The sequence below is a fragment of the Streptococcus sp. HJ1 genome (genome assembly GCF_052399005.1).
GTDB lineage: Bacteria > Bacillota > Bacilli > Lactobacillales > Streptococcaceae > Streptococcus.
Map to the genome: position 1 here is coordinate 124,584 of NZ_CP199005.1, position 15,385 is coordinate 139,968.

Genomic DNA, 15,385 nt, shown 5'->3' on the forward strand with positions numbered 1-15,385 from the left:
TACTCAAAATTGAATATCTATCAAATACCAAGAAAACCGTCCACTTTCATATTCTCAGTTACTTTGGATAAGTCCTCGAGCTATTAGTATTAGTCCGCTACATGTGTCGCCACACTTCCACTTCTAACCTATCTACCTGATCATCTCTCAGGGCTCTTACTGATATAAAATCATGGGAAATCTCATCTTGAGGTGGGTTTCACACTTAGATGCTTTCAGCGTTTATCCCTTCCCTACATAGCTACCCAGCGATGCCTTTGGCAAGACAACTGGTACACCAGCGGTAAGTCCACTCTGGTCCTCTCGTACTAGGAGCAGATCCTCTCAAATTTCCTACGCCCGCGACGGATAGGGACCGAACTGTCTCACGACGTTCTGAACCCAGCTCGCGTGCCGCTTTAATGGGCGAACAGCCCAACCCTTGGGACCGACTACAGCCCCAGGATGCGACGAGCCGACATCGAGGTGCCAAACCTCCCCGTCGATGTGAACTCTTGGGGGAGATAAGCCTGTTATCCCCAGGGTAGCTTTTATCCGTTGAGCGATGGCCCTTCCATACGGAACCACCGGATCACTAAGCCCGACTTTCGTCCCTGCTCGAGTTGTAGCTCTCGCAGTCAAGCTCCCTTATACCTTTACACTCTGCGAATGATTTCCAACCATTCTGAGGGAACCTTTGGGCGCCTCCGTTACCTTTTAGGAGGCGACCGCCCCAGTCAAACTGCCCGTCAGACACTGTCTCCGATAGGGATAACCTATCCGGGTTAGAGTGGCCATAACACAAGGGTAGTATCCCAACAACGTCTCCTTCGAAACTGGCGTCCCGATCTCTTAGACTCCTACCTATCCTGTACATGTGGTACAGACACTCAATATCAAACTGCAGTAAAGCTCCATGGGGTCTTTCCGTCCTGTCGCGGGTAACCTGCATCTTCACAGGTACTAAAATTTCACCGAGTCTCTCGTTGAGACAGTGCCCAAATCATTACGCCTTTCGTGCGGGTCGGAACTTACCCGACAAGGAATTTCGCTACCTTAGGACCGTTATAGTTACGGCCGCCGTTTACTGGGGCTTCAATTCATACCTTCGGATTACTCCTAAGCACTCCTCTTAACCTTCCAGCACCGGGCAGGCGTCACCCCCTATACATCATCTTACGATTTAGCAGAGAGCTGTGTTTTTGATAAACAGTTGCTTGGGCCTATTCACTGCGGCTGACCTAAAGTCAGCACCCCTTCTCCCGAAGTTACGGGGTCATTTTGCCGAGTTCCTTAACGAGAGTTCTCTCGCTCACCTGAGGCTACTCGCCTCGACTACCTGTGTCGGTTTGCGGTACGGGTAGAGTATGTTTAAACGCTAGAAGCTTTTCTTGGCAGTGTGACGTCACTAACTTCGCTACTAAACTTCGCTCCCCATCACAGCTCAATGTTATAGAATTAAGCATTTGACTCAATTCACACCTCACTGCTTAGACAGACACTTCCATTCGTCTGCTTTAGTTAGCCTACTGCGTCCCTCCATCACTACATACTCTAGTACAGGAATATCAACCTGTTGTCCATCGGATACACCTTTCGGTCTCTCCTTAGGTCCCGACTAACCCAGGGCGGACGAGCCTTCCCCTGGAAACCTTAGTCTTACGGTGGACAGGATTCTCACCTGTCTTTCGCTACTCATACCGGCATTCTCACTTCTATGCGTTCCAGCACTCCTCACGGTATACCTTCTTCACACATAGAACGCTCTCCTACCATACCTATAAAGGTATCCACAGCTTCGGTAAATTGTTTTAGCCCCGGTACATTTTCGGCGCAGGGTCACTCGACTAGTGAGCTATTACGCACTCTTTGAATGAATAGCTGCTTCTAAGCTAACATCCTAGTTGTCTGTGCAACCCCACATCCTTTTCCACTTAACAATTATTTTGGGACCTTAGCTGGTGGTCTGGGCTGTTTCCCTTTCGACTACGGATCTTAGCACTCGCAGTCTGACTGCCGACCATAATTCATTGGCATTCGGAGTTTATCTGAGATTGGTAATCCGGGATGGACCCCTCACCCAAACAGTGCTCTACCTCCAAGAATCTTTATGTCGACGCTAGCCCTAAAGCTATTTCGGAGAGAACCAGCTATCTCCAAGTTCGTTTGGAATTTCTCCGCTACCCACAAGTCATCCAAGCACTTTTCAACGTGCCCTGGTTCGGTCCTCCAGTGCGTCTTACCGCACCTTCAACCTGCTCATGGGTAGGTCACATGGTTTCGGGTCTACGACATGATACTAAAGCGCCCTATTCAGACTCGGTTTCCCTGCGGCTCCGTCTCTTCAACTTAACCTCGCATCATATCGTAACTCGCCGGTTCATTCTACAAAAGGCACGCTCTCACCCATTAACGGGCTCGAACTTGTTGTAGGCACACGGTTTCAGGTTCTATTTCACTCCCCTCCCGGGGTGCTTTTCACCTTTCCCTCACGGTACTGGTTCACTATCGGTCACTAGGGAGTATTTAGGGTTGGGAGATGGTCCTCCCAGATTCCGACGGGATTTCACGTGTCCCGCCGTACTCAGGATACTGCTAGGTACAAAGACTATTTTAAATACGAGGCTATTACTCTCTTTGGCTGATCTTCCCAAATCATTCTTCTATAATCTTTGAGTCCACATTGCAGTCCTACAACCCCGAAGAGTAAACTCTTCGGTTTGCCCTCCTGCCGTTTCGCTCGCCGCTACTAAGGCAATCGCTTTTGCTTTCTCTTCCTGCAGCTACTTAGATGTTTCAGTTCACTGCGTCTTCCTCCTCACATCCTTAACAGATGCGGGTAACAGGTAGTACCTGTTGGGTTCCCCCATTCGGAAATCCCTGGATCATCGCTTACTTACAGCTACCCAAGGCATATCGTCGTTTGTCACGTCCTTCTTCGGCTCCTAGTGCCAAGGCATCCACCGTGCGCCCTTATTAACTTAACCTTATTTTTTGACCTTTCAGTCATAAACTCTTTTAATACTACAGCGTTTCGGTTTATTTTCTTGTTACTATTTGATATAGATATTCAATTTTCAATGTGCATTACTTGGTGATCTCTCACCAATGGAGCCTAGCGGGATCGAACCGCTGACCTCCTGCGTGCAAAGCAGGCGCTCTCCCAGCTGAGCTAAGGCCCCACAAGACCTCTCAAGACTAAACAAGACCAATGTGCAGTTCCTTATCCTTAGAAAGGAGGTGATCCAGCCGCACCTTCCGATACGGCTACCTTGTTACGACTTCACCCCAATCATCTATCCCACCTTAGGCGGCTGGCTCCTAAATGGTTACCTCACCGACTTCGGGTGTTACAAACTCTCGTGGTGTGACGGGCGGTGTGTACAAGGCCCGGGAACGTATTCACCGCGGCGTGCTGATCCGCGATTACTAGCGATTCCGACTTCATGTAGGCGAGTTGCAGCCTACAATCCGAACTGAGACTGGCTTTAAGAGATTAGCTTGCCGTCACCGGCTTGCGACTCGTTGTACCAGCCATTGTAGCACGTGTGTAGCCCAGGTCATAAGGGGCATGATGATTTGACGTCATCCCCACCTTCCTCCGGTTTATTACCGGCAGTCTCGCTAGAGTGCCCAACTGAATGATGGCAACTAACAATAGGGGTTGCGCTCGTTGCGGGACTTAACCCAACATCTCACGACACGAGCTGACGACAACCATGCACCACCTGTCACCTCTGTCCCGAAGGAAAACTCTATCTCTAGAGCGGTCAGAGGGATGTCAAGACCTGGTAAGGTTCTTCGCGTTGCTTCGAATTAAACCACATGCTCCACCGCTTGTGCGGGCCCCCGTCAATTCCTTTGAGTTTCAACCTTGCGGTCGTACTCCCCAGGCGGAGTGCTTAATGCGTTAGCTGCGGCACTAAACCCCGGAAAGGGTCTAACACCTAGCACTCATCGTTTACGGCGTGGACTACCAGGGTATCTAATCCTGTTTGCTCCCCACGCTTTCGAGCCTCAGCGTCAGTTACAAGCCAGAGAGCCGCTTTCGCCACCGGTGTTCCTCCATATATCTACGCATTTCACCGCTACACATGGAATTCCACTCTCCCCTCTTGCACTCAAGTTAAACAGTTTCCAAAGCGTACTATGGTTAAGCCACAGCCTTTAACTTCAGACTTATCTAACCGCCTGCGCTCGCTTTACGCCCAATAAATCCGGACAACGCTCGGGACCTACGTATTACCGCGGCTGCTGGCACGTAGTTAGCCGTCCCTTTCTGGTAAGATACCGTCACAGTGTGAACTTTCCACTCTCACACTCGTTCTTCTCTTACAACAGAGCTTTACGATCCGAAAACCTTCTTCACTCACGCGGCGTTGCTCGGTCAGACTTCCGTCCATTGCCGAAGATTCCCTACTGCTGCCTCCCGTAGGAGTCTGGGCCGTGTCTCAGTCCCAGTGTGGCCGATCACCCTCTCAGGTCGGCTATGTATCGTTGCCTTGGTGAGCCGTTACCTCACCAACTAGCTAATACAACGCAGGTCCATCTGGTAGTGATGCAATTGCACCTTTTAAGCAAATGTCATGCGACATCTACTCTTATGCGGTATTAGCTATCGTTTCCAATAGTTATCCCCCGCTACCAGGCAGGTTACCTACGCGTTACTCACCCGTTCGCAACTCATCCAGAAGAGCAAGCTCCTCCTTCAGCGTTCTACTTGCATGTATTAGGCACGCCGCCAGCGTTCGTCCTGAGCCAGGATCAAACTCTCATTAAAAGTTTGAGTTCTCACTCATTTCTGTCACTGACAGATTTATTGTTTTTTCATTGTTCAGTACTATAACCTCAGTTATAGTGCCCTGCACATTGGTTCGTCTTGTTCAGTTTTCAAAGGTCTTTGTCACTCATTCTCTCAAGCGACAACTATATTAGTATATCACAGCTACCTGCCTCTGTCAACAGATTTTTTAAACTTTTTTCAAGTTTTTTTAACCGCAATACACCATAGTCCGTACGGGATTCGAACCCGTGTTACCGCCGTGAAAAGGCGGTGTCTTAACCCCTTGACCAACGGACCTTGAGCTTTTCAACTCTTTCTATTATACCTACTTTTTCCCCTTTGTCAAGGACTTTTTTTAGTGAGTTTAATTTTTTCTTTTCTTCACTAATTTAACCACTGCTTCTGTTCGTGCAGTGTGGGGAAACATATCGACCGACTGGATATACTGGAGATCATAGACTTTTACCAGCTTAACCAAATCTCGTGCCAAAGTTGAAACATTGCAGAATACATAGACCATTTTTTCTGGGACATAGGTCAGAATGGTATCCAGTAGCTTATCATCTAAGCCTGTACGAGGAGGGTCGACTATCAGGGCATCCACTCAGTAGCCATCACATTAGAACATAAAAAGAGAGGTTGAACCTCTCTAAATTTATTTTTCTTCACTCATTTTTGATTTTACTTCATCATAAGATAGTGCATGGGATTCCTCTTCTACTGTCTCAGGCATTTTTCCTGTTTCGTAAAGAGATTTAATCTGTGTACTATCTAATGTTTCGTATTTCAACAATGCTTCTGCAATCAACTTATGAGTTTCACGATTTGATTGGATAATTTCAGCAGCTTTGTTTCGTGCCTCATTTAATAATGAACGAACTTCCTCATCAATCTCATAGGCTGTTTGCTCTGAAATTGATTTTTGAGGACTTTGTGCACCAAACATAGCATGATTACCTTCGTATTGAACTGGGCCAAGTTTTTCACTCATACCGTATTCAGTGACCATCGCACGCGCCATCTGAGTAGCTTGTTCAAAGTCATTTGAAGCTCCTGTAGTTTGGACATTAAAGATAATCTCTTCAGCTACACGACCACCCATCAAACCTGCTAATTGTTCTTTCATGTCTTCCTTAGATAGAAGCATTTGATCCTCTTTCGGAAGCGCAATCATGTAACCACCTGCACGTCCACGTGGTACAATGGTAACTTTATGAACAACACGGGCATTTGACAAGACTAAACCAACAATGGTATGTCCAGCCTCATGATAAGCAACCAATTCACGTTCTCTTTGTGATACTGTTTTATCTTTCTTAGATGGTCCAGCAATCACTCTGTCCTCTGCCTCGTCAATATCTGAAGCATCAATGATTGATTTATTGCGACGAGCAGCAACTAAGGCTGCTTCGTTTAGAACATTTTCTAAGTCAGCTCCCACAAAACCTGGGGTTTGTTGGGCAACTAGTTTCAAATCAACATCGTCTGCCAGAGGTTTATTTTTAGCATGAACTTTCAAGATTGCTTCACGACCTTTAACATCAGGGCGACCAACTAAGACTTTTCTATCAAAACGTCCTGGACGGAGAAGAGCTGGATCTAGAACATCTGAACGGTTCGTCGCAGCGATAACGATGATTCCTTCATTTCCCTCAAAACCATCCATCTCAATCAAGAGTTGGTTCAAGGTTTGTTCACGTTCATCATTTCCTCCACCAAGACCGACACCACGTTGGCGACCAACGGCATCAATTTCATCGATAAAGATGATGGCTGGCGCTGCTTTTTTTGCATCCTCAAAAAGAGAACGAACACGGCTTGCACCAACTCCGACAAACATTTCTACAAAGTCAGAACCTGAGATACTAAAGAATGGAACTCCTGCTTCTCCAGCAACTGCCTTAGCAAGTAAGGTCTTACCTGTTCCCGGAGGTCCCTCTAAAAGAACACCTGCAGGAATACGCGCACCAAGTTTTGTAAATCGTTTTGGATCTTTTAGAAATTCAACAACTTCTACTAATTCTTGTTTTTCTTCCTCGGCACCAGCAACATCCGAGAAACGTACCTTGATATCTTCTTTGTTTGCAGCTTTAGCCTTGCTACGTCCAAAACTCATTGGATTTCGGCCACTATTTCCTCCCATATTTCCCATCATAGAGAATAGGAAGAAGAAAAGAATAGCAAATGGCACAACAGAGACAAGGATATTGATCCACATACCGCTTGAACTCTCATGTTTGACTGTTACTTCTGCCTGATGTTCCGAAGCAATTTTTTGCAATTCTGAAACTGTTGAATCAGACGGAAGAATAGTACTTGAGAATCTTTCTACTGTTGTAGCTGTAGGAGTGAAAAATTGAATTCCTGTTTCTTCTTTACTAGTCTTAGGATTTTTATAAACACCAGACACTTCAATGATGCTACCATTTGGCTGATAGGTTAATTCTTTTACATTGTCTGCTGTAATTTCTTTTACCAGTTCTGTATAGTTAATTTTTTCGCTTCGTCCAGCAGTATTTCCAGAGTAAAAATACTGGAATCCTGTCACTAGGAAGAAGATAATTAACAAATAGAGAAATGGGTTTCTAACTAAACCATTATTTTGTTTTTTCATTAAAGATAAATCTTTCTAATTTGAATAAACTTCTTCTTTCAATACTCCAACATAAGGAAGGTTACGATAATTTTCTTTGTAATCTAGACCATAACCTACTACAAACTCATTTGGAATAGTAAAGCAAGTGTAATCCGCTTCAATTTCAACAACACGTCCCTCTGGTTTGTCTAACAAAGTCGCGATTTTAACAGAAGCTGCTTCTCTTGCAATAAACATATCTCTCAAACTCTTCAAAGTTTGACCCGTATCAATGATATCCTCTACAAATAAAACATGTCTTCCTTTGATATCTTGAGTCACGTCTTGCTTGATATTGATGACACCACTACTTGCTGTTCCACCATGGTAACTAGATACCATCATGAAGTCCATCTCAATATGCGTATCAATATGTTTGACCAATTCAGCCATAAAAGGAATCGATCCTTTCAAAATTCCAATAAGAATTGGATTTTTCCCCTCATACTCTTTTGTTAGTTGCGCACCTAGCTTTTTAGCTGCTTCTGTAATTTCATCATGTGAAACGAGGATTTTTTTTATATCGTGTTCTAACATCTTTTTACCTATCTATTTTTTCTATATAAAGTACAGTGTTCATTATATCATTTTTCGTGTTTTTACTCAAATCACTGGTCGCAATTCCTGAAATTGAGACAATTTCTCCAAATTGCTCAATAATAGGAGTTGTTTTTCGTTTTTCAATAGGGATTTTCAAATCTATAAATAAACGTCTCAGTTTCTTTCGATGACCATTCAGGATAATAACATCGCCAGGTTTTCGACATCTAATATGTACAGATGTTTCCCGTGAAACCGTTACTTTTTGAACAAAATCCCCTTCAATAGGGATGCCAAAGGAAAATAAATAGCCCATATATCGAACTTGATTTTGATAGTGTAACACAAGTTCATCTTCCTTTTCATCAGCCTGTGGACTGATTTTGCAAACTCGAAAATTCTGATACTCTTTTATCAATTCATAGCCATTTTTAAGAGAATGACGATACTGGCTTTTCATTGTTAAAATCTGTCGAACTTCATCAAACTGAGCCTTCGTCAGATTTAAGTCTGGGAATTGATTAAGATAGTTCTGGAGCAAGATTTCTTGAGTTTGTTGAGAGTATGAAAATAGCTCATTCAAATTTTCCACATCAATTTGTTTCGAAAGCTCCGTTATTGTTGCTTGGTAATCTGAAATTTCCCTTCCTAAATCTAAAAGGGCTGATTTAAGACGAGGATTTTCTTTTTCAAGTTCTGGTAAATACCTATTCCGAATACGATTGCGAAAATAGGTATTTTCCTGATTTGTTTGATCTTCGAAATGAAAAATTGGTGGAAAATCCTTTTTATGAAATTGCAACAAGGGACGGATGATTTCAATATTATCAACTACTTGACTTTCTTTTATCCCTGTTAAATGGCGTAACCGACTTCCTCGAATCAAGCGCATCAAAATCGTTTCAACCTGATCATCTGCATGGTGGGCAGTGACCAAGGCAGTTGCTCCAACCTCTTTCATGATTTTCCTAAAAAAATCATAACGAAACTCTCGAGCACGCGCTTCTGAAAAGTCTCCTGAAAAGCTTGTGATATAAATAGGAAGTTCAGCTACATCAGCTAACTTCCTTAGTTCATTTTCCTCCCAGTCAGACTCACTTCTCTGCTTGTGATTGACATGTACTACAATCAACTCAATTTCCAACTCTTTCTGATAAGTAGACAATAGATGGTATAAAAACATCGAATCCAGTCCACCAGACAGAGCTAATAAGACTTTCGAATGTTTTTTGAAATACTCTTTTCGGAGAAAATGATTTAAAAAATCCTGGTCCCTCATTTTAGAACCTCATAGACATCCTTAGCTATCTTAGCAATAGTATCATAATCAGAATTTTTGGTAAAAATGGAAAGAACAAAAGGAGAATCCGTATAAACAATGGCAGTGTCATGTTTAAACTCATCGGCATCTCCAATTTTATGAGCTACCTTAACCGAAACACCTTTTGCGATTCGTTGGTTGTCAAAATCAGTCTTACCTAGAGACTCTAGGACAAAACTATTCTGATTATAAATAGCTTCCATGACCTTTCCAGCCATTTTTGAAGAAGTCAGTTTATCATTCACATCCCAATCTTCGCCCATAATGGTGGACATTTTTTCTTTGAAAGCCCCGTCAGATTGATTGGTCACGTAATAACCTAAAATATTATGAGCAACATTATCAGACTCTTTTGTTACCTTGGTAATTAACTGTTGAAGACTGTATTCTTTGTTATCTTCTTTTTTAGGTAAGCTACCACTACCTTCTGGTTTATAGGACCCAGGGAAACTATTTACTTCTGAGATATACTTGAAGCTACTGTCTAGCGTATACTCTCCTTGATTGATCTTATCTTGAGCATAATAAAGGTAGGCTAGTTTCAAGATGCTAGCTGCATAGAGTTTGCTGTCTTCATTCACCCCAGCCTCTTTACCTGTAGTCAGTTGTTTAACATAAATAGAATAATTTTCGTTCTGATAGTTGTTTGATAAAACTTCTTGAACCTTCTGGATGCGATTGTCTTCTTCTGAGACGAACTCTTTTGATACCCACCCAACTTGATCAATATGAAGAAATTCTTGTCCCTCAGCAAAAAGGGTTCTATCCACTGTTACGCGTTGATAGGGAGAGAAAGATGAAGAAATTTCTTTCGCATCATAGGGGCTGTTATAGATAACAAACCCTGACTCCAACCATACTTGTCTATTTTGAGTTTGAACTTGACTTTGATCATAGATCAAACGCTTATCTGCAGGGATAAACTGGTGATTATCTAATTTAAAAACAGGAACACCTTGTCTATTCAAACGCCATTCTACTATTTTAAAGGTGGTTCCAGGAGTCAATTTACCAGACTCCTTGACAAGATCCTCATTAGCATAGACAGTTGTTTCTCCATATATCATTGGGGATTCCAGAGTTTCTTTATAGTAGAATCCATAATCAGACTCAGTTAGATAATAAATTTCTTGCGAAGAGTAAGGAAGCTGTTTTTCTGTGCTAACTACTCTTGAGGTTATGATAAAAGCAGGTAGCAATAAAACTACTAAGAACTTACGCATTCTTCTCTTCCCTTTCTTCTTGTAATCGTAATAAATGGTTTTTAGCTGCCAATTCCTCTAATTTTTCATCTGATAAACTTAGAAATTGCTCAACAACTTCCAATAAATTTTCCATGACATTACCTCGGAAGCAAATCAGGAATTGTGTAAATTGCTTCTCGTTTCTTTGAGTAATAGTACTTGGCGCGTGCATATTTTGCTACATAGTCTTCATCTTTCAACTTTGCAGCAAAAGCAGATTCCTTATCCTTTTCGTCACTAAGAGTTTGGTACTGCTCTTTCAACTCTGTCAATTGCTGACGGCGTTGCAGTAACTGATCATAGCTTTGGGCCAAGTTATAAGTTGGTAAAATAAACAACAAAATCATCAAAATAAGGACCCAACCCATAAAACGATTTCGTTTTTGTCTCTCCTTCATCAGGTAACGACGACGTTGATGTTCATTTTGAATAAAAGAATTATTCATTTGTACAATATTTTTAGACATTTTCTTCTACCCGTGTTTCACTGAGAATTTCATACATTCCTGCTGCATCTTCTTTTTTTGTACTATCTTTCATCTCTAGTACTTTAACAAGCAACAACTTATTTCCAAAGCGAATTTCAACTTGGTCATCAACTTTCAAATCCGTTGAACTTTTGGCCAAGATTCCATTCACCTTGATTCTACCTTTATCTGCTACTTCTTTTGCGACTGTACGACGCTTGATAATTCGTGATACTTTTAAATACTTGTCTAATCTCATTTTTATTACCTCAAATTATTATTGTACCATTTTTGTCCTTTTTATAGAAGAAAAATGTTAAATGGGATTTGCTTCCTTTGATTCTTTTATCTCTAATAAACTTTCTCCAAAAATCAGCAAACCTTCTAAAATTTCATAATCCTTCTTGTTTCGGACATCGAATACGACTTCCATTACTCCCTTATTCTCAGCTATGGCTGCTTTTAAGTTCGTTGCGGATAGGGCTTTAAAATAATCTTGAGCCAAGAACAGTCGTTGAGTGACTTTTTCAAATTGAACTGTAATCTTATTTTCTTTTCTCTCTACACGTTCTACAAAGACCTTGTCAAAATGTGCCTTGACCAAACCAATCTCTAAAAGGTATGCTACTACATCTGGGTATTCTCCAAAGCGATCCATCAATTCTTCTTGTAGTTCTTCATAGTTGACACGATTGTCAATTTGACGAATTTTCTTGTAAATTTCAATCTTATGTCGTTGGTCAGAAATATAAGTATCAGGAAGATAAGCATCAATTTGTAAAATCAACTCAGCATTTCCTTTGGTTCTTTTATTCCCATTACCGTTACGTTTAGCAATAGCTTCCTCTAGTAACTGCGAATACAATTCAAAACCAACAGAATCAATGAAACCAGACTGCGATTTTCCTAGGAGATTTCCTGCTCCACGAATTGAAAGATCTCGCATCGCAATCTTAAATCCAGATCCCAATTCTGTAAATCCCTTAATCGCTTCTAATCTCTTCTCAGAGACTTCACTAATTGATTTTTCTGGACGATACATGAGATAAGCATAAGCAATACGATTACTACGACCAACTCTTCCCCTTAATTGATACAAGGTTGACAAGCCCATATGGTCTGCATTTTCAATAAATAAGGTATTGGCGTTTGGAATGTCAACGCCTGTTTCAATAATAGTAGTTGTCACCAAAATATCATACTGACCCTCAATAAAGTCCAGTAGAGTATTTTCTAACTGAATTTCACTCATTTGTCCATGAACATACCCAATCGAAGCCTCTGGAATCAACTCCTGTAATTCTGAAACCTTCCGATCAATAGTGTCAACTTTATTGTAAAGATAGTAAACTTGACCTCCACGCTCCATTTCACGCAAGATAGCATCACGAATCACACTATCATTCTTTTCCAAAACATAGGTTTGAACAGGATAGCGATTGGTTGGAGGAGTTTCAATAACAGACAAGTCTCTGATTCCCAGCATAGACATGTGGAGAGTACGAGGGATTGGTGTTGCTGTCAAGGTTAGAACATCTACTTGTTTTTTCAGTTCTTTCAAGGCTTCCTTATGCTTAACACCGAATCGCTGTTCCTCATCAATAATCATCAATCCCAAATCTGAAAACACAACATCTTTTGACAAAACACGATGCGTTCCAATCAAAATATCGACTTGACCATTCTTTAGTTTTTCAAGTGTTTCTGCCTGCTCTTTTTTACTTCTAAAGCGACTCAACACATCAATATTAACAGCAAAATTTTGGAATCGTTCCTTAAAATTCGTATAGTGTTGTTGTGCTAAAACCGTCGTCGGAACTAGAACGACAACCTGTTTGTGATCATTGACAGCCTTAAATGCTGCACGCATTGCAACCTCAGTTTTCCCAAAACCAACATCTCCAACCAGAAGTCGATCCATGGGATGAGAATCCTGCATATCCCTCTTGATTTCCTCGATACTACGAAGTTGATCATCCGTTTCAACATAAGGGAAGGCATCATCAAAAGCATGTTGATCTTCATCATCAGCTGAGAAAGCAAAACCCTTCAACTGACTACGCTCAGAATACAGTTTGATTAAATCGTCAGCTATATCCTCTACCTGGTTCTTAACTTTTTGCTTGGCCTTTTTGAAATGACCGTCATTTAATTTATTGAGTTTAGGAGGTTTCCCATCACTTGAAACATATTTGGACAGTAACTGAATCTGCTCTACTGGGATGGAGATTTGGTCACCATTTTGATACTGTACACTGACATAATCACGGTGAATCCCTTTGATTTCAATTGTTTCGATTCCTAGATATTGACCAATTCCATGAATATGGTGAACAACGTAGTCTCCTTTTTCAAGTTCATTATAATCTTTTAATCGCTCTGCGTTTGAAGCATGTTGTCTTCGAAAACGACGTTTTAATTTCTTTTGAAAAATCTCATGTTCAGTAATCAATAGAATTTTTTCATCTACAAAATGAAAACCATGTCTTAGATTACCCTCAATCAAGTTTACAGATTCTTTACAGATACTTGACTTATCTCTGGAATCCAATTTGATCTGGTATTCCTCTAAAACATCCTCCAATGTTTTACTTCCCATTGAATTGCTAGACTGCAAAACAATGGTGTAGTCCATTTTTTTATATCGCTCAATTTCTTCTTTAAGAAAAGAAAACTGATTGAAAAACTCTTGCATGGGGTATTGATTAAATTGATAAATGTAATCAAATTTGAGGTTTCCTAAGCCCTTTTGCAGATTGGAGAAAAAGGTAACTGGACTTTGTTTTTTATAGGTTTGCTCTGTATCTGCAAAATACTGCATCCCAGAAAATGATTTGCCATTCTGTAAATCTTCTGTAAAGTATTGTGCTAATTCTCTTTCAAAGGATTCATACTGATTCATCAATTTTTGATAGTCATCAAAGAATACTGGTGTATCTTTTTCAATATAATCAAATACAGTCCATGTTTTATCGTAACATAAGGACAAAAACTTTCGACTATCTGAGTGTACTTGTTTTTGATGAAAACTTGACAAAATTTCTTCTAGATAGGATTTCAAAATTGGTGATAGAGTCTTCGAAATTTGCTTCTCTAAAGCTGACTGTCCTCGTTGATAATCTTTTTCTCTCAAAAGTATGTCGCTAGCTGGAAAGATAGTGAGGTTTGTCTGATTTTCTTTCGATAATTGTGTTTCGACTTCAAAAGTACGAATACCATCTACTTCATCACCAAAAAACTCAATTCGGAAAGGTTCTAACTGAGACATCTCAAAAATATCTAAAATATCTCCTCGAATACTAAACTCACCTTGTGTCTGTACTTGAGTAACTTTTCGATAGCCAATTTCCTTTAACTGGTGAAGTAGCTCGTGTTGGTCATATTCTTCGCCAACTGCAATCCTTATAATACTTTCTTTAAATCTAGTCGGAGAGGGTAAAATCAATCGATTCGCTGCTATATTACAAACTAAAATCCCTTTCTTAGACGGATCACTCAAAAAACGCAAGGCCTCAACCCGCGAAATGATTTTTTCTTGCGAAGACATCAAAAACTCTACCATAGGAGAGTCATCTACTAAAAATGGATAGACAAATTCCTCTCCTAAGATAGAAAGAAGGTCACTGATAATTCGTTCTGCTTCACCATAAGTCGAGGTCAGTAACACAACCTTATTTTCTTTTTCTAGACTGCTTGCAATTGCAATAGCCTTGGTAGACGTTGATAAACCAAGAATTAGTTGTCTTTTCTTATCTATCAGATTTTGATGCCATTTTTTTATCTGGTCATTTTCTGAGAATAAATCTAATAAAGTCACCATTTAGCCGTTATACCTCTGCATTGTTTTCTCAAAGTTTTTCTCTTGTAAATAGTAGTTTACAGCATCGTCAACCTTGTCAATAGACTGTAAAATACCTAAATAGTCATCCTGATCAAACTTACTTAAAACATGATGAACAACTGACATGTCTTTTTTAGGTCTTCCAATACCTATTTTAACACGGTTAAATACCTCAGTCCCTATATGTTGAATAATAGACTTGATACCATTATGACCACCTGCTGATCCCTTTGCTCTTAAACGAATTTTCCCGACTTCCATGTCAAGGTCGTCGTAAATAACGAGTAAATCTTCAATATCCAAACCATAATAAGTCAATAAAGCATGAACCGCTTTTCCACTTTCATTCATAAATGTTGTTGGTTTGACCAGATAAATTTTTTCTCCATTGAGGAAAAAAGATGCTAGGTCAGCTTGAAATATCTTGTCATGTGTAAAGGTAACATTTTGTTTTTTGACCAATTGGTCAATCAACATAAATCCAACGTTGTGCTTGGTTTCAAAATATTTATCCCCTGGATTTCCTAATCCAACAAGTAATTTTGTCATTTATTTTTCCTTTCAAAAGCCAAAAG

Annotated in this window: 9 protein-coding genes, 2 tRNA genes, 2 rRNA genes and 1 pseudogene; all 14 read right to left on the minus strand. The window is 40.7% G+C overall.

The genetic code is table 11. The annotated features are described in order from the left end of the window. Positions 1–63: 63 nt before the first annotated feature. Positions 64–2,966 (minus strand): 23S ribosomal RNA (locus ACT17O_RS00680). A gap of 122 nt (positions 2,967–3,088) precedes the next feature. Further along, a tRNA-Ala gene (locus ACT17O_RS00685) sits at positions 3,089–3,161 on the minus strand. 51 nt (positions 3,162–3,212) lie between these two features. After that, positions 3,213–4,759 (minus strand): 16S ribosomal RNA (locus ACT17O_RS00690). The 16S and 23S rRNA genes sit together here with 2 tRNA genes alongside, the layout of an rRNA operon. Positions 4,760–4,987: 228 nt before the next feature. Next, positions 4,988–5,059, minus strand: a tRNA-Glu gene (locus ACT17O_RS00695). Positions 5,060–5,126: 67 nt separating this feature from the next. Next, positions 5,127–5,363, minus strand: a pseudogene (locus tag ACT17O_RS00700) (23S rRNA (uracil(1939)-C(5))-methyltransferase RlmD); the annotation flags it as partial. Between the two features lie 54 nt (positions 5,364–5,417). After that, positions 5,418–7,376 (minus strand): ATP-dependent zinc metalloprotease FtsH, encoded by a 1,959-nt coding sequence (gene ftsH / locus ACT17O_RS00705; RefSeq protein WP_444817522.1) that lies wholly within the window; start codon positions 7,374–7,376, stop codon positions 5,418–5,420. 15 nt (positions 7,377–7,391) lie between these two features. Beyond that, the gene (hpt, locus tag ACT17O_RS00710; RefSeq protein WP_000889404.1) at positions 7,392–7,934 is read right to left on the minus strand and encodes a hypoxanthine phosphoribosyltransferase; all 543 of its coding nucleotides are present in this window, start codon (positions 7,932–7,934) and stop codon (positions 7,392–7,394) included. Positions 7,935–7,938: 4 nt separating this feature from the next. Next, positions 7,939–9,216 carry a tRNA lysidine(34) synthetase TilS gene (gene tilS, locus ACT17O_RS00715; protein ID WP_444817523.1) on the minus strand — a complete coding sequence of 426 codons (1,278 nt, stop codon included), beginning with the start codon at positions 9,214–9,216 and terminating at the stop codon, positions 7,939–7,941. Next, positions 9,213–10,481: a serine hydrolase gene (locus ACT17O_RS00720; protein WP_444817524.1), complete on the minus strand. Its 1,269-nt coding sequence runs from the start codon at positions 10,479–10,481 to the stop codon at positions 9,213–9,215. Before ACT17O_RS00720 ends, tilS begins: the two co-directional genes overlap by 4 nt. Beyond that, positions 10,474–10,596 (minus strand): SP_0009 family protein, encoded by a 123-nt coding sequence (locus tag ACT17O_RS00725; protein WP_000429343.1) that lies wholly within the window; start codon positions 10,594–10,596, stop codon positions 10,474–10,476. Before ACT17O_RS00725 ends, ACT17O_RS00720 begins: the two co-directional genes overlap by 8 nt. A gap of 4 nt (positions 10,597–10,600) precedes the next feature. Next, positions 10,601–10,969, minus strand: a complete 369-nt coding sequence (locus ACT17O_RS00730) for a septum formation initiator family protein (protein WP_000041922.1) — start codon at positions 10,967–10,969, stop codon at positions 10,601–10,603. Then, positions 10,962–11,228 (minus strand): RNA-binding S4 domain-containing protein, encoded by a 267-nt coding sequence (locus tag ACT17O_RS00735; protein ID WP_001234975.1) that lies wholly within the window; start codon positions 11,226–11,228, stop codon positions 10,962–10,964. The genes ACT17O_RS00730 and ACT17O_RS00735 overlap by 8 nt, the downstream gene beginning before the upstream one ends. Before the next feature lie 57 nt (positions 11,229–11,285). Beyond that, entirely contained in the window at positions 11,286–14,789 is a 3,504-nt protein-coding gene (gene mfd, locus ACT17O_RS00740; protein WP_444817525.1) for a transcription-repair coupling factor, read from the minus strand. Beyond that, positions 14,790–15,359 (minus strand): aminoacyl-tRNA hydrolase, encoded by a 570-nt coding sequence (gene pth / locus ACT17O_RS00745; RefSeq protein ID WP_444817526.1) that lies wholly within the window; start codon positions 15,357–15,359, stop codon positions 14,790–14,792. Between the last annotated feature and the right edge of the window lie 26 nt (positions 15,360–15,385).